This is a genomic window from Marinobacter salicampi (assembly GCF_011074795.1).
Taxonomy (GTDB): Bacteria; Pseudomonadota; Gammaproteobacteria; order Pseudomonadales; family Oleiphilaceae; genus Marinobacter; species Marinobacter salicampi.
In genome coordinates, this window is sequence record NZ_JAAMPF010000015.1 from 25,043 (window position 1) to 39,527 (window position 14,485).

A 14,485-nucleotide genomic window follows, 5' to 3' on the forward strand; every position below is an offset into this window, starting at 1 on the left:
TCTTTTCCCCCCGGTGCCTTTTCCTGCTAATCTGGTTGCCTGTTGAAACCATTCCCGAACCCGGGGGAGCCTGCAGAACAATCTGAAGGCCGCTGATGCGAAACGCTAACAATAAGACCACTTCTGGAGAGAGCACCCATGGAAAACGGCACCCACTTGCGCACCTGTCATCTGTGCGAGGCCATGTGCGGCGTGGCCATTGAGGTCAAAGGCGGCCGTATCGCCTCCATTAAAGGCGATGAAAACGACCCCCTGAGCCATGGCCACATCTGCCCCAAGGCCGTGGCACTGCAGGATCTCCATGAAGACCCTGAGCGGCTCAAACGCCCCATGCGGCGAACCGAAGAGGGCTGGCAGGAAGTCAGCTGGGATGAAGCGCTTGACTACGTGGCGACGAATCTTCACCGGGTGCGCAAGGAGCATGGCAACAACGCGGTTGGCGCTTATATGGGCAACCCGAATGTGCACAACCACGGCGCCATGATTGCAACCCTGCCTTTCCTGCGGGCCCTGGGCACCCAGAACCGGTTCTCTGCCACCTCCAACGACCAGTTGCCCCATATGCTGGCGGCGCTGGAGATGTTTGGCCACCAGGTGCTGTTTCCCATTGCCGACATCGACCGTACTGACCTATTCATGTGCATCGGCGCCAACCCCATGGCCTCCAACGGCAGTCTAATGACAGTGCCGGATTTCCGGGGCCGCATCAAAGCGCTCAAGGCCCGCGGCGGCAAGCTCGTGGTCATCGACCCGCGCCGTACGGAGACTGCCAGACTGGCGGATGATTTTCACTTTATACGCCCTGGCAGCGACGCCCTGCTGCTGATGGCCATGGTCAACTGTCTGTTTGAAGAAAACAGGGTCAACCTGGCTCATGCGGAGCATTGGACCAAGGACGTGGATCTGGTCAGACTGGCGGCCCTGCCCTTTACCCCTGAGGCGGTCAGCCCCCATACCGGTATTTCTGCTGAAACGACCCGCAACCTCGCCCGGCAACTGGCCAACACACCCAAGACTGCGCTCTACGGCCGTATGGGCACCAGCACCCAGGCCCACGGTGGTGTCGCCACCTGGCTTATTTACGTGCTGAACATTCTGACCGGCAAGCTCGACATCCCGGGGGGCATGATGTTTACCCAGCCGGCAATAGACATGGTGGCCCTCGGGGCCATGTCTGGCCAGAAAGGCCATTTCGGCCGTCGCACCAGCCGGGTCAAAGGTCTGCCGGAATTTGGTGGCGAGTTCCCCTCCAGTACCATCGCCGATGAAATTCTGACTCCGGGAGAGGGACAGATCCGTGCCTTTGTCACCGTGGCCGGCAATCCCCTGCTTTCCAGCCCAAATGGCGGCCGTCTTGAGGAGGCGTTCAGTCAGCTCGATTTCATGGTATCGGTTGATTACTACCTCAATGAAACCACCCGTCACGCAAACATTATCCTGCCGCCCACGGCGGCGCTGGAACGCAGCCACTATGATCTGATTTTCAGTATGTTTGGGGTCCACAACACGGCCAAGTACAGCGAGGCCCTGTTCAACCCGGGGCCCGATGCCCGCCATGACTGGCAGATACTGCTTGAACTGGCCCACCGGCTGGAGAAAAAGCGTAGCGGTGGTCGCCTGCCGTTACGCTCAGAACTTGGCTGGCGTGCGTTCAAGCAGGTCGGGCCTGATCCGCTGCTGGACCTGATGCTGCGCAGCGGCCCCTACGGCACGAACGTGGGAGCTGTCAGGCCTCTGGTTCAGCCGGTGGTGGACCTGTTGATGGACGTATTACCCAAGACCCACCCCTTGCGCAGCCTGGCGCGCCTGAGCCCACTCGACCGCCGCTGGCGGGATCTGCCAAAAGGGCTTTCCCTGGCCACACTGAAGGACAACCCGAGCGGTATTGACCTGGGGCCTCTTCGCCCCTGCATGCCAGACCGGCTGTTCACCCGGGATGGCAAGGTCAACCTGGCCCCGAGGCGTTACCTTCGTGACCTCGACCGCCTGCACGTCCGCATGACGCAACCGGTGAATGAGGATCTGCTGCTGATCGGCCGCCGCCACGTTCGCAGCAATAATTCGTGGATGCACAACAGCCAGCGTCTGGTAAAAGGTAAAGACCGGTGCACCCTGATGATCAACCCGGAAGACGCCGCCCGCTATGGTCTGGCTGCCGGTGACAGCGCCGAGGTCACGACGGAAGCCGGCGCCATCGTGCTGCCGGTGGAGATTACCGAGGACCTGATGGCCGGAGTGGTGTCCATCCCCCATGGCTGGGGCCATACCCGCCAGGGCACGCAACAGACAGTTGCCGAGGCTCATGCCGGCGCCAGCATCAATGATGTGATCCGCGATGACCAGGTCGATCCTCTGTGCGGCACCTCGGTACTGAACGGGCAGGCGGTTACCGTCAGGGCCTGGAAAGCCGAACCGGCGTGCAAGCTGGCCTGAACACCGGCCGTTGATCCAGACCCTGACAAGGCCAACGTCTGCGGGTGTCCGTATGAGTGGATAAGAGGGTATGATTACCCTCTTATCCATCCCAACCGAAGTAAGGAATGCCCATGCCCGTTTGGCTCCAATGGACGCTCGTCCTGACAGGACTTGCCGTGGCTTTGCTGCTGGTCGCCTTTATAACCAGGCAAATGCGGATCCTGCGGCAGGACAAGGTCAGAGCGTCACGCAACAAAGCCTTCCAGGATGAGCGACGGAGCTCGATGATCGAAAGTATACAGGTGCTGGCCATGGCCATTGAGCAGGATCAGGTGGAATATTCCGAAGCCTGTCTTCGCATCAAGGGCCTATTGGACCACCTGGCGCCGGAGTTACTGAGCCAGACGCCCTACCGTGTTTTTCAGGAGATGCATGAGCAGCTTGAGCACATGCCAACCCACAAGGCCCGCCAGGACACGGACGTGAAATTCGTGGAGAAGATGGACCGTGAGCGCCACGCCCTGGAAGCACAGCATTCAGATGCTATCCGAAGAGCAGCTACCGCCATACGCCATCACCGTTTCTGACAGGAGGGCTGATCAGCCCTTCGGGCCAACAGGAAAGGCAAGACTGTCAGCTGTTCATCATGCCGGCCATTGCCATGATCGCGGCGCGATTATCCACCAGGTCGTCGAACTGTTCCGCGACTTTTTGACGGTCCAGCCCCAGACGGTCGTAGAATTCATCCGAGACTTCCTCCGCCGCGCCCAAAGGAATACCCCGGGCAATCAGGAGCTGTCTGCCAAGCCAGAGCAGGTGCGCGTAAACCGCATGGTCGCCTTCATACCCGGGATTCTTCTGGTGCCGGATAGCGACGTTGATCTCCTCCGGCATACCCCAATTACTCATCAACTGGGCACCGATCTGTTCCCGCGTAATTCCCAGCAGGTATTGCTCGACAACGGACGTGTCCAGATGGGCATTGACCTCCCAGCAGCGGCAGGCAAGTTTGAAGTGAGGCGGAAAAACCTGGGCCAGTACGAGGTAGCCAAAGTTGTGCAGCAAGCCGGCAAGATAGGCGAGCCCAAACGCGGGGCGCTCCGTGCGACGCATCATGCTGGCCAGTATGCCGGCGGACTGGGCCTGCCAGATGGCCTGCTGCCAGTAGCCCAGGTAACCTTCCGGCTGATCTGAAGGCTGTTTAAGGGCGCGCCCGAGGGCAAGCCCCATGGCAAGGTTCATGACCAGGTCAAATCCCAGCACCCTGGATACGGCGTCGTGTACCGACCGCAACTGGCCGGCAGCAGCATAGAACGAAGAAGACGCCCAACTGACCACCTGGGCGGCCAGGCTCGGGTCGCTTTCGACCACATCCACCAGGTCACCCATAACCGCGTTGGGATTGACTCGCAGATGAATTATTCGCTGGGCGGTTTCAGGCAGGGGTGGTAATTCCAGAGTGTCGTCAAGACGTTGCTGGATACGAAGGCCTGTAAAACGCTTGAGTGCCGAGTGCAGCTGCTCCCGATCGTTTTCCGGATGCGCCAGATTGACGTTGATCGCCGCCAGCGAAACCGCAAAATTGCACCGGCGGGCATCTGCCAGGAGCGCATCAATCGCCGGTTTGTCCAGTCTTACGCAAGCTCCCTGATCGGTAAGCTCAAGGATCACCTCGGGCATGTCGTCGACCCGGGTGTCCACCACGGTGGCCAGCCCTGTCAGCGTGGGTAATGCCGGCAGATCCGCCGCCAGCTCAAGACCTGCTAGGATACGGGCGTACTTCTTGCGGGAAATCAGCCGGAGATCCCGGGACAGCGACTTGTTAAGAGCCGCGAGGTCCACCAGATCCTGACGCCGGGAGATTACCTGTAGCTGGCCCTGGTCATCTTCCAGCAGAACCATGCGTAACACAGCTGCTCCGGGCAACCCGTTGGCTTCGGTCAACGTCAGTTCCGGCGCCAGCCTGTCGAGGGCTGTCTGGAGCGCGACGGGTAATTCCATGGTCTTCCCCTGTATCTTTAAAGGCAGCGGTCTGTAAGTCTGACCTTTACACGTCGCCATAGCGAATTCGTTCCCCCAGCCAGCGCCTTACAAGACCGTCGACACAGCGGGCGTCATGCATCAGGCCGGGGGCGAGATGGCGGACGGTTTCGATCCAGCCCTTGTCGCGTTCAAAATCTGCCAGCCGGAATTGCATAATGCCGGTCTGCCGGGTTCCCAGCACTTCGCCCGGGCCCCGTATTTCAAGGTCTTTTTCTGCAATGACAAAACCATCCTGGCTCTCCCGAAGCGCCTGCAGCCGGGCACGGCCGTTCTGGGACAGGGGCGGGTGGTACATAAGAACACAGAAACTCGCCTCCTCCCCTCGCCCCACCCGGCCCCGAAGCTGATGCAGCTGGGCCAGGCCGAGACGCTCTGGGTTTTCGATAATAATGAGCGAGGCATTGGGCACATCGACCCCCACCTCAATTACCGTGGTGGCCACCAGCAGGTCGAGCTGGCCTTCCTTGAACCGATGCATGATGTCCGCTTTGTCGCCGGCTTTCAGGCGGCCATGGACGAGCCCCACGCTCAGTTCCGGCAGGCGTTCAGCCAGAGCCTCGGCGGTTACTTCCGCGGCCTGGCACTGCAAGGCTTCGGACTCCTCAATCAGGGTGCAGACCCAGTAGGCCTGGCGGCCCCGGCCACAGGCCTCCCGCACCCTTTCGATAATGTCGTCCCGGCGCCCATCCGGCAGCACCACCGTTTCTATGGGTTTACGGCCGGGGGGGAGCTCATCGATCACCGACGTATCCAGGTCTGCGTAGGCGCTCATGGCCAGAGTTCGCGGGATAGGTGTCGCCGTCATGATGAGCTGGTGAGGAGCCAGTTCGTTGCCCACTCCTTTTTCTTTCAGGGCCAGCCTCTGGTGAACCCCGAACCGGTGCTGCTCGTCAACAATGACCAGCCCCAGCCGGTCAAAGTTCACATCATTCTGGAACAGGGCATGGGTGCCGATCACCATGGCCGCTTCACCGCTGGCAATCTGTTCAAGCGCAGCCAGACGGGCCTTGCCTTTGATCTTGCCGGACAGCCAGGCCAGCTTGATCCCCAGTGGCTCAAGCCAGTCCCGAAAGTTGGCAAAATGCTGTTCAGCCAGAATTTCCGTCGGCGCCATCAGCGCCACCTGAACACCGGAGCCAATGGCCTGAAGCGCAGCCAGGGCAGCTACTACGGTCTTGCCGGAGCCGACATCACCCTGCACCAGACGAAGCATGGGCAGGGGCTGGCTCAGGTCCTGCCGGATTTCCGTGAGCACCCGCTGCTGGGCCCCGGTAAGCTGAAAATGCAGGGCCTCAAGGAATTGCTCGGTCAGGTTACCCCGGGGCAGCAGTGGCAATGCTCGACGCGCCTGTATCTGCTCCCGCACCCGTAAAAGGCTCAACTGATGCGCAAGCAGTTCCTCCATCACCAGCCTTTGCTGAGCCGGATGCCGGCCTTCCATAAGCAGGTGCACGGGCGCGTCTGCCGGAGGTGCATGCACCAGCGCCACGGCGGCGGAGATGTCGGGCAGCTGGTAGTCGGCAAGCAGGGCCGGCGGCAACCAGTCCCTGATCGGATAACGGTGAAGATAGTCCAGCGCCTGCTGGCATAAAGCTCGTACCCGCGGCTGCTGGATGCCCTCCGTCAGCGGGTAGATCGGCGTCAGGGTCGCCTTGTCCTGCTCGGGCATGGCTCCGGGATTGACCTGGTACTCCGGATGGTAGAACTCATAGCCGGCCCGGCCCGGACGCACCTCACCATAGCAGCGGACGACCTGGCCCTCGGCCAGCATAGTCTTTTGGGCGGCATTGAAGTGAAAGAACCTCATAACCAGGAAACCGGAGCTGTCCTTCAGGGTTACCTGCAGACTCCGGCGGCGACCCATGACCAGGTCAGACTTGACCACCTCACCCTCAACCACGGCAACGTCGCCAACCCGAAGGCTACCCATGGAGATAACCCGGGTCCGGTCCTCATAGCGGTGGGGAAGATGGAACAGGAGGTCCTGCAGGGAGAGGATTCCCAGCTTTGACAATGTACCTGCCAGAGCCGAACCCACACCTTTCAGAGCCGTAACCTGGATATCATCCAGAGACGTCATCAGGGCCTCATGCGCTGGCAGCGGCCGTGGCAGGTGTGGTCTTTGCAGCTTTTTCAATAACCCGACACTGGCTTGCGGCCAGCGACAGTATGTCAATCGCCTTTGGCCTGGGGAAGGTCACCCGCCAGGCCAGTGCCACGGTACGATAGGGCACGGGCGCCACGAATGGCCGCACTGCGAGTATGTTCTCCTGATACTTAACCGCTGTTGCGGCAGACAGGGGCAGCACCGTGACCCCCAGGCCGGACGCCACCATGTGCCTGATGGTTTCCAGTGAGCTGCCCTCGGTGACCAGAGCCGGGCCAGACGCGGCTCTGTCGGTTACCGCTTTCACCAGAGGCGGACAGGACTCCAGCACCTGGTCCCGGAAACAGTGGCCCGGGCCCAGAAGCAGAAGCTGCTCCTTTGACAGCTCTTCGGCGGTCAGGGCTTTTTTCTTTGTCAGCGGGTGGTCACCGGGTAACAGTACGACGAAAGGTTCGTCGTACAGGGGCAGAGTGACGATCTCGGGTTCTTCGAACGGCAATGCGATGATGATGGCGTCCAGTTCCGACTGGCGTAGCTTGACCCGCAGGTTGGCCGTGTAGTTTTCCTCGATAAACAGGGACATTTCCGGTGCCGCGCGCCGGAGTTCTGGCAACAGGTGAGGAAATAGATACGGGCCAATGGTATAGATGGCGCCGACTTTCAGGGGCGAGCTGAGCTGGTTCTTGCCATCCTGGGCCATGTCCCGGATCAGGCCCACCTGGTCCAGCACACGCTGGGCCTGCTCAATGATTCTCTGACCGGTATCGGTGATACGGATATTGCTCTTGCTACGTTCGAACAAGGGAATGCCGAGCTCGTCTTCCAGTTTTTTGACCGCCACACTCAGGGTGGGCTGACTGACATGACATCGTTCAGCAGCCCGGCCAAAATGCTTCTCACGGGCAAGGGTGACAATATAGCGTAACTCGGTCAGTGTCATGACAGCTCCGATGCGGGAAATACACTCGTTTATCGCATACAGAATAAGGATTGAAGCAGACTATGGCAATCACTGAAAACACAAAGGGAGCCCGGATTCTTGTGGCCGGATGCGGCAACCTGGGCGGTATGATCGCCAGGCGTCTGAGTCAGAGCCACACTGTTTTCGGCTTGAGAAGAAATGCGGCCGCCGTACCGGATACCGTGATACCGGTTGCCGCGGACCTCCTTGATGCCGAGGCTCTGACAAAGGCCGTGCCTCGGGCCCTGGACGTCATCATCTACTGCTTGGCCCCCTCAAGCTACGATGAGACGGGCTATGAAAACGCTTACGTCAATGGTCTGATCAACCTGCTGGCAGCCAGCGACGGTTCCACCCTCAGGCAGCTGGTCTATATCAGCAGCACCAGCGTCTACCACCAGAACGACGATAGCTGGGTAGACGAGACCAGCGCTACCGAGCCACGGCGCTTCAGCGGTCAGTGTGTACTTGCGGGCGAACAATTGGCATTGGCCAGCGGATTCCAATCAACGGTGGTGCGCTTCAGCGGTATCTATGGCCCCAGCCGTCGACGCTTTCTTGAGGCGGTAACCAAAGGTGAGATGGCACCCAGCAAGCCGGCACCTTACAGCAACCGAATACACGAGCATGATGCCGCGCGGGCGGTCACCCATCTGGTCCAACTGGCCCTGGGCGGAGAGAGGATCGAGCCCTGCTACCTGGCCAGTGACAACGAGCCTGCACGTCTTGACGAGGTGGTGGCATGGGTCCGTTCGCAGATCCCGAGCGAAGCTCCCAAGCCCGATGCCCGAACTGGTGGCCGGGCAGGCAGCAAGCGGTGCAGCAATCAGCGCCTGCGTGACTCCGGGTTTGTGTTCGACTACCCGGACTACCGGGCCGGTTATGGCGAAATGATCAGTCAGGGAATGGCCGGGGGTAACTAGCCGCCCGACCTGGTCCGGGTGCCTTAGCTCAGCACCATTATGCCATCCATTTCTACCGGAACGCCCTTGGGCAGGCCGGAGACCTCAATGGCTGCGCGGGCCGGGTATGGCTCCTGGAAGTAGGTCGCCATGACTTCGTTGACGGTTGCGAAATTGCTCAGGTCGGTCATGTAGATATTGAGCTTGACGATATCCTGCAGCCGCCCGCCCGACGCTTCGCAGACCGCCTTGAGATTCTCGAAAACCTGACGGGTCTTGGCGGCGAAGTCACCTGCCACCACTTCCATGGTTTCCGGCACCAGCGGTATCTGGCCAGACAGGTACACGGTATCACCGGCCTTTACCGCCTGAGAGTATGTGCCGATAGCCTCGGGCGCATTGTCTGTCTGAATCACCGATTTATTGGTCATGTCCTTGGATCCTATCTGGAAAATGAGCCACTTTGGCTGAAACGGAAAAGGCAAACGAAAAACAGTTATCCTCTCCCCTCGTCCCATAGCTGTCAACTGACGGGTAAGTCAGGGCCTAGTATCGCACCCGGCTGATGTGGGTCACGGCACGAATGTTCCTCACCCGACGCATAACTCGGGCCAGATGACGGCGCCCGTTTACATGCACCACCAGGCTGACAATGCTCAGATGGGCATTCTGCTCTTCCACGTTGATGCGCTCGATGTTGCCATCCGCAACCGCGACCGCATTGGCCACCTCGGCAATAACCCCACGCTGGCGCTCCAGTTCAACCCGAAGCTCCACCGAGAACTCGTCCGAGATATCCTTGGCCCATTTAAGGTGGGTCAGGCGATGCTGCGGGTCGCCTCCGTCCGGAATACGTGAGCAGGTGTCGCTGTGAATCACCATGCCGTGTCCCGTGTCCATGACGCCCACCACCGGGTCGCCGGGAATTGGCTTGCAGCAATTGGCGAACCGCACCAGCAGACCTTCAGTGCCACGAATGGTGACCGGGCTGCGGCCCGAGGGAACCACGGTCTGGGAGATATTCTCCTGCCGGGCCTTGTCTTCCTCGCTCTCTTCACCGCTGACAAGCTGGCGTGCCACCAGGTAGGCCATGCGATTGCCCAAGCCGATCTCACTCAGCAGGTCATCAAAACTGGCGACCTGATTGTGATTCACCACGGCCTCTGTCTGGCTCTTGCTGACATCGGACAGGTTACGACCGAAGCCGCTGAGCGAACGCTTGAGCAGAGTCTTGCCCAGCTCCACCGATTCTGTCTTGCGCTGATTTTTCAACACATGACGAATACTGCTTCTCGCCTTGCCGGTGACCACGAAGCTCAGCCAGGCCGGGTTAGGACGTGCACCCGGGGCCGTTATGATCTCCACGGTCTGGCCACTTTGCAGGGTCTGACTCAGGGAGGCAAGGTTTCGGTTGATGCGACAGGCAACGCAGGCATTACCGATGTCGGTGTGTATGGCGTAGGCGAAATCCACGGCGGTGGCACCCCCTGGCAACTCCAGGATCTTGCCCTTGGGGGTGAACACGTAGATCTCGTCCGGGAAAAGGTCGACCTTGACGTGTTCGATAAACTCCAGGGAGTCGTCCGCTCGCTCGCGCATCTCCATCAGACCCTTGACCCAGCGGTCAACCCGGTTCTGGTTAACCAGCGAGACCGCTGACTGGTCATTTTTGTACATCCAGTGGGCTGCAATACCGTTGTTGGCAATCTGCTCCATTTCCTCGGTACGGATCTGTATCTCGATGTTCACGTGCATGCCGAACAGCGTGGTATGCAGAGACTGGTACCCGTTGGCCTTGGGCATCGCTATGTAGTCCTTGAAGCGCCCAGGCAGCGGCTTATAGAGACTGTGGACAGCGCCAAGTATGCGGTAGCAGTCGTCTTCGCTCTCGGTAATGATCCGGAATGCGTAGACATCCATGATTTCATGGAAGGATTTCTGTTTGAACTTCATCTTGTTATAGATGCTGTTCAGATGCTTTTCGCGGCCCAGGATGCGGCCCGGTAGCTCTTTATCCGTTAGCTTCTCTTCAAGCCGGCCACGGATCTCTTCAATGATCTCCTGGTGGCTACCCCGAAGTTTGTTGACCGCTTGGGAAATGTATTTCGATCGCATGGGGTAGAGCGACGCGAACCCCAGGTCTTCCAGCTCGGTACATACGCTGTGCATACCCAGGCGATTGGCTATGGGCGCGTATATATCCAGGGTTTCAGTGGCTATGCGCTGGCGTTTTTCATAGGGCAGTGGCCCGAGGGTGCGCATGTTGTGCAGCCGGTCAGCCAGCTTGACCAGGATAACCCGGATATCCCGGGCCATGGCGAGGGTCATCTTCTGGAAATTTTCCGCCTGGGCCTCTGCCCGGGTACGGAATTCAATCTGGGTCAGCTTACTGACGCCGTCCACCAGGTCAGCCACCGGATCACCAAACTGTTCCGATAGAGCGTCCTTGGGGATGCCGGTATCTTCTATGACATCGTGGAGCATGGCCGCCATCAGGCTCTGATGGTCGAGCCGGAGATCTGCCAGAATATGGGCGACCGCCAGCGGGTGAGTAATGTAGGGCTCACCACTGCGGCGTTTCTGACCTTCGTGGGCCTGCTCAGCATAATAGTAGGCACGCCGCACCTGGTTGATGCGTGACGTGTCCAGGTATTTGCTGAGCTGATCCGTCAGCCTGTCGACTGTCGCCTCTTCTGACATCGCGCCCCCATAGCACCAGATTACAAAGACAAAAAAACCCGAATGGTAGCATTCGGGTCCTTCCGATATCCTGATCAACGAGCGGTATCCACCACTCTCCTTTATAACACTATAAAAGCGTCAGGACAGAATTCAATACCTGATGGGAACGGTAATTAAAGCGTTACTCGTCATCATCAATTTTGAGCAGATCGCGGCTCACCAGGCCGGCAGCAATTTCCCGCAAGGCGATTACAGTTGGCTTGTCGTTTTCTTCCGGAACCATCGGCTCATAGCCCTTGGTGGCAATCTGGCGGGCACGCTTTGTGGCCAGCATGACCAGCTGAAAACGGTTATCAACGTGATCAAGACAATCTTCAACGGTTACTCGTGCCATAACTTCCCCGACTGTGTTGGTGGCTCATTTCGAAACTGGTGTCTGGCGCGTGCCCGGCGGCAAAACTGCGCACGCGCTGAATAAGCAGACCGAACAGTTTAATCCTCTGCGCAATGTTTGTACACAAGGCTTACCGATTTCTTGACCTGAGAGACTGCATCACTTTCACCTGGGCGGCACTCCGTGGAAGCCCGGCCTTCAAACTCCGGAGGTCAGCCGTCTCAGCAACTCAGAATGTCTAACCTGCTGAGATGCAATCCGCAGACGCTGGGATTCAACAATGGCCTTGAGCTGGCCAAGGGCCGTGTCGAAAACGTCGTTAACGACGAGGTAGTCGAATTCCAGGGCATGACTGCATTCTTCGCCCGCTTCCTTCAGACGGCGAGCCACCACCTCCGGCGCGTCTGTGCCACGGCCCACAAGACGGGCCTTCAGGACCTCCGGCGAAGGCGGCACGATAAATATACCCACGCAGTCGGGCATAAGCCTGCGGACCTGGGCCGCACCCTGCCAGTCGATTTCCAGAATCACGTCCCGTCCGGCGCTCAAGGTCTGCTCGACCCAAACCTGGGAGGTGCCGTAGTAATTTCCGAAAACGTCGGCGTATTCCAGAAATTCGTTGTCGCGGATCATCGCTTCGAAGGTCTCATGGCTCACGAAGTGGTAGTTCACTCCGTCCTGCTCCCCCGTTCGCTTACCGCGGGTCGTGTGAGACACGGAAACGCCGATCTGCCTGTCGTCTTCCAACAGGGCGGTTACCAGGCTGGTTTTACCGGCGCCGGAGGGCGCTGACACCACGAACAGGGTACCTTTTTCTACCGCTTGGGCCATTACTGCTTTCTCCAAGACGTACTGTGAAATGGGCTAAAATGCACTGGACCGAACCTCAGGCGGGGCTATTCGACATTCTGTACCTGCTCGCGCATCTGCTCTATCAGAACTTTCTGGTCAACGGCAATGCGGGTAACGCCGGCATCAATGGACTTGCTGCTCAGGGTGTTGGCCTCACGGTTCAGTTCCTGCATAAGGAAGTCCAGCCGGCGACCGATGGCGTCATCAACTGCAAGAGTGTGGCGCACCTCGGCCAGGTGGGAATCAAGACGGTCAAGCTCTTCGGCCACGTCAGACTTTTGCGCCAGCATGACCATCTCCTGGGCCAGGCGATCAGGATCCAGTTCAACCCCGGCGGCCCGACAACGGTCCCTAAGGCCTTTTTCCTGCTGGGCGAGAAGCTCGGGCATACGCTGGCGAACTTCTGCGACCCCCTGCTCCATCTGTGCCAGCCGATCCTCAAACAGCGGCCGCAGGCGCTCGCCTTCGCGCTCCCGGGCTGACGTTAACGTAGCAATTGTACGGGAAAAGAGCTCACCCGCTGCCGCTTTCGCCGGTCCCAGGTCCTGTTCAGCGCTAACGAGCACCCCGGGCCAGCGCAAAATATCCAGGGCGTTGATGTGAGCCGGATTATCCAGCATTCGGTTGATCTGGTTCGCGGCTTCATTGAGGGCAGCGGCCAGGTCCTGGTTCACCTGCAGTCTCTGGCCCGAGGATTCTGCCAACTGAAGACGCATGCCAACTTCGACTTTACCCCGGCGCAGCCGGTTGCGCAGTTGCTCACGGAAATCATTCTCAAGCTCACGCAAGGCCTCGGGCAATCTAAATGAAGGCTCCAGGTAGCGGTGATTGACGGTCCGGATTTCGCAGGTCAGGGCGCCCCACTCAGCCTGGGTATCTTCCCGGGCGAAGGCAGTCATGCTTCTGATCATGGCGACTCCGATGATGTCAGGTGTGAACCCCGAGTTTAGCAGGCCTGCAACGGCAGAGGCGACCTTCCCGGCAGTCCTAAACCGAAGATGTTATACTGTCCGGTCTTTAGCGGGGCGCGGACACCCCCAGGGGGATGGCTCAGGCACGTCAAGCCGGTCATTATTCCCGCACCCGCCCATCCATAACCTTCAGGACTAACTATGCGACCCAGTGGAAGAGCCCCGGAACAGCCCAGAGACATCCGAATCACCCGTCACTACACCCGCCATGCCGAAGGCTCGGTGCTGGTAGAGTTCGGGGATACCAAAGTTATCTGTACGGCCTCGGTGGAGAACAAGGTTCCTCCGTTTCTGCGTGGCGAGGGCAAGGGTTGGATCACCGCTGAGTATGGCATGCTGCCCCGCTCAACCGGCAGCCGCATGGGACGGGAAGCGGCCAGGGGCAAGCAGGGCGGCCGTACCGTCGAGATTCAGCGTCTAATCGGCCGCTCTCTGCGGGCCGCCGTTGACCTCAGCAAGCTGGGAGAGCACTCCATCACGATCGATTGTGATGTAATTCAGGCAGATGGCGGAACCCGAACCGCGGCGATCACAGGCGGATGCGTGGCGCTGGTGGATGCCCTCAACGGCCTCGTGAAGGCCGGGCGAATCAAGAAGTCACCTCTGATCCAGATGGTTGCAGCGGTTTCTGTGGGTATCTACAAGGGCACGCCGGTGGTGGACCTGGACTATCCTGAAGATTCCGAGGCCGAAACCGACATGAATGTCATCATGACGGACCAGGGCGGCTTCATCGAGATTCAGGGCACAGCTGAAGGCGCTCCCTTTGTTCAGGACGAACTGGACAGCATGCTGGCACTGGCCAAAAAAGGCATCAATCAGTTATTCGAAATTCAGAAAACAGCCCTGAGCCTTACCTAGGCTAGGGCCTGGCGCCTGACCGCTGATCCGATCCCGCCAGCGGTCAGGCTAGTGTCCCGTCTGATTAATTCGTTGACCTACTGCGAGCCGCTGGGGTCTCGGGCCAAGGCGCCAGTCCGCAGGTGTGGTGGTTCCACATCAAGGGCTGGCAACACCGGCCAGAGACCCCAGCGGCTCGCCCTTCGGGAGCCCCAGAGGGCCTTGAGAGCCGCGTTGCGCTGTCTTGATTTGGAGCCACCAAACCTTCGCCATCGCGCCTAGCTATCAAGGCCCTCTGGGGCTCAGTAGATCAGCGAA

Annotated in this window: 12 protein-coding genes; 4 read left to right on the top strand and 8 right to left on the bottom strand. The window is 59.4% G+C overall.

Going from position 1 to position 14,485, the window contains the following annotated elements; genetic code table 11:
• Nucleotides 1-138 precede the first annotated feature (138 nt).
• Together G7W63_RS07950 and G7W63_RS07955 are read left to right on the top strand one after the other, a co-directional pair.
• Nucleotides 139-2,433, top strand: a complete 2,295-nt coding sequence (locus G7W63_RS07950; protein ID WP_166255826.1) for a molybdopterin-dependent oxidoreductase — start codon at nucleotides 139-141, stop codon at nucleotides 2,431-2,433.
• Between the two features lie 113 nt (nucleotides 2,434-2,546).
• Nucleotides 2,547-3,002 (top strand): DUF2489 domain-containing protein, encoded by a 456-nt coding sequence (locus G7W63_RS07955; RefSeq protein ID WP_166255829.1) that lies wholly within the window; start codon nucleotides 2,547-2,549, stop codon nucleotides 3,000-3,002.
• Between the two features lie 46 nt (nucleotides 3,003-3,048).
• On the opposite strand, the gene G7W63_RS07960 is transcribed toward G7W63_RS07955, so the two are convergent.
• The 3 genes from G7W63_RS07960 to G7W63_RS07970 are packed head-to-tail and all read right to left on the bottom strand — an operon-like array spanning nucleotide 3,049 to nucleotide 7,505.
• Nucleotides 3,049-4,416, bottom strand: coding sequence for an HDOD domain-containing protein (locus tag G7W63_RS07960; protein WP_166255832.1), 1,368 nt, complete (start codon nucleotides 4,414-4,416; stop codon nucleotides 3,049-3,051).
• A gap of 46 nt (nucleotides 4,417-4,462) precedes the next feature.
• The gene (recG, locus tag G7W63_RS07965; RefSeq protein ID WP_166255835.1) at nucleotides 4,463-6,538 is read right to left on the bottom strand and encodes an ATP-dependent DNA helicase RecG; all 2,076 of its coding nucleotides are present in this window, start codon (nucleotides 6,536-6,538) and stop codon (nucleotides 4,463-4,465) included.
• 7 nt (nucleotides 6,539-6,545) lie between these two features.
• The gene (locus G7W63_RS07970; protein ID WP_166255838.1) at nucleotides 6,546-7,505 is read right to left on the bottom strand and encodes a hydrogen peroxide-inducible genes activator; all 960 of its coding nucleotides are present in this window, start codon (nucleotides 7,503-7,505) and stop codon (nucleotides 6,546-6,548) included.
• 62 nt (nucleotides 7,506-7,567) lie between these two features.
• On the opposite strand from G7W63_RS07970, the gene G7W63_RS07975 reads away from it, so the two are divergent.
• Nucleotides 7,568-8,449: an NAD-dependent epimerase/dehydratase family protein gene (locus G7W63_RS07975; RefSeq protein ID WP_166255841.1), complete on the top strand. Its 882-nt coding sequence runs from the start codon at nucleotides 7,568-7,570 to the stop codon at nucleotides 8,447-8,449.
• Nucleotides 8,450-8,472: 23 nt separating this feature from the next.
• On the opposite strand, the gene G7W63_RS07980 is transcribed toward G7W63_RS07975, so the two are convergent.
• The 5 genes from G7W63_RS07980 to G7W63_RS08000 form a co-directional block, all read right to left on the bottom strand.
• On the bottom strand, nucleotides 8,473-8,859 hold the full coding sequence (locus G7W63_RS07980; RefSeq protein ID WP_166255844.1) for a RidA family protein: 387 nt from the start codon (nucleotides 8,857-8,859) through the stop codon (nucleotides 8,473-8,475).
• Between the two features lie 115 nt (nucleotides 8,860-8,974).
• Nucleotides 8,975-11,128: a RelA/SpoT family protein gene (locus G7W63_RS07985; protein ID WP_166255847.1), complete on the bottom strand. Its 2,154-nt coding sequence runs from the start codon at nucleotides 11,126-11,128 to the stop codon at nucleotides 8,975-8,977.
• Between the two features lie 163 nt (nucleotides 11,129-11,291).
• Nucleotides 11,292-11,504 (bottom strand): DNA-directed RNA polymerase subunit omega, encoded by a 213-nt coding sequence (rpoZ, locus tag G7W63_RS07990; protein WP_166255850.1) that lies wholly within the window; start codon nucleotides 11,502-11,504, stop codon nucleotides 11,292-11,294.
• A gap of 198 nt (nucleotides 11,505-11,702) precedes the next feature.
• A complete protein-coding gene (gene gmk, locus G7W63_RS07995; protein WP_166255853.1) occupies nucleotides 11,703-12,335 on the bottom strand; it encodes a guanylate kinase in 633 nt (210 codons plus the stop codon).
• Nucleotides 12,336-12,400: 65 nt separating this feature from the next.
• Nucleotides 12,401-13,267 (bottom strand): YicC/YloC family endoribonuclease, encoded by an 867-nt coding sequence (locus tag G7W63_RS08000; RefSeq protein ID WP_166255855.1) that lies wholly within the window; start codon nucleotides 13,265-13,267, stop codon nucleotides 12,401-12,403.
• A gap of 201 nt (nucleotides 13,268-13,468) precedes the next feature.
• Here G7W63_RS08000 and rph point away from each other — a divergent pair, with 201 nt between their 5' ends.
• The gene (gene rph / locus G7W63_RS08005; protein ID WP_166255858.1) at nucleotides 13,469-14,188 is read left to right on the top strand and encodes a ribonuclease PH; all 720 of its coding nucleotides are present in this window, start codon (nucleotides 13,469-13,471) and stop codon (nucleotides 14,186-14,188) included.
• Nucleotides 14,189-14,485 lie beyond the last annotated feature (297 nt).

Coding starts and splice junctions, on each gene's coding strand:
- G7W63_RS07960 (WP_166255832.1), bottom strand. CDS start 4,416: ATGGAATTACCCGTCGCGCTCCAGACAGCCCTCGACAGGCTGGCGCCG.
- rpoZ (WP_166255850.1), bottom strand. CDS start 11,504: ATGGCACGAGTAACCGTTGAAGATTGTCTTGATCACGTTGATAACCGT.
- recG (WP_166255835.1), bottom strand. CDS start 6,538: ATGACGTCTCTGGATGATATCCAGGTTACGGCTCTGAAAGGTGTGGGT.
- G7W63_RS07970 (WP_166255838.1), bottom strand. CDS start 7,505: ATGACACTGACCGAGTTACGCTATATTGTCACCCTTGCCCGTGAGAAG.
- G7W63_RS07950 (WP_166255826.1), top strand. CDS start 139: ATGGAAAACGGCACCCACTTGCGCACCTGTCATCTGTGCGAGGCCATG.
- G7W63_RS08000 (WP_166255855.1), bottom strand. CDS start 13,267: ATGATCAGAAGCATGACTGCCTTCGCCCGGGAAGATACCCAGGCTGAG.
- G7W63_RS07985 (WP_166255847.1), bottom strand. CDS start 11,128: ATGTCAGAAGAGGCGACAGTCGACAGGCTGACGGATCAGCTCAGCAAA.
- gmk (WP_166255853.1), bottom strand. CDS start 12,335: ATGGCCCAAGCGGTAGAAAAAGGTACCCTGTTCGTGGTGTCAGCGCCC.
- G7W63_RS07975 (WP_166255841.1), top strand. CDS start 7,568: ATGGCAATCACTGAAAACACAAAGGGAGCCCGGATTCTTGTGGCCGGA.
- G7W63_RS07955 (WP_166255829.1), top strand. CDS start 2,547: ATGCCCGTTTGGCTCCAATGGACGCTCGTCCTGACAGGACTTGCCGTG.
- rph (WP_166255858.1), top strand. CDS start 13,469: ATGCGACCCAGTGGAAGAGCCCCGGAACAGCCCAGAGACATCCGAATC.
- G7W63_RS07980 (WP_166255844.1), bottom strand. CDS start 8,859: ATGACCAATAAATCGGTGATTCAGACAGACAATGCGCCCGAGGCTATC.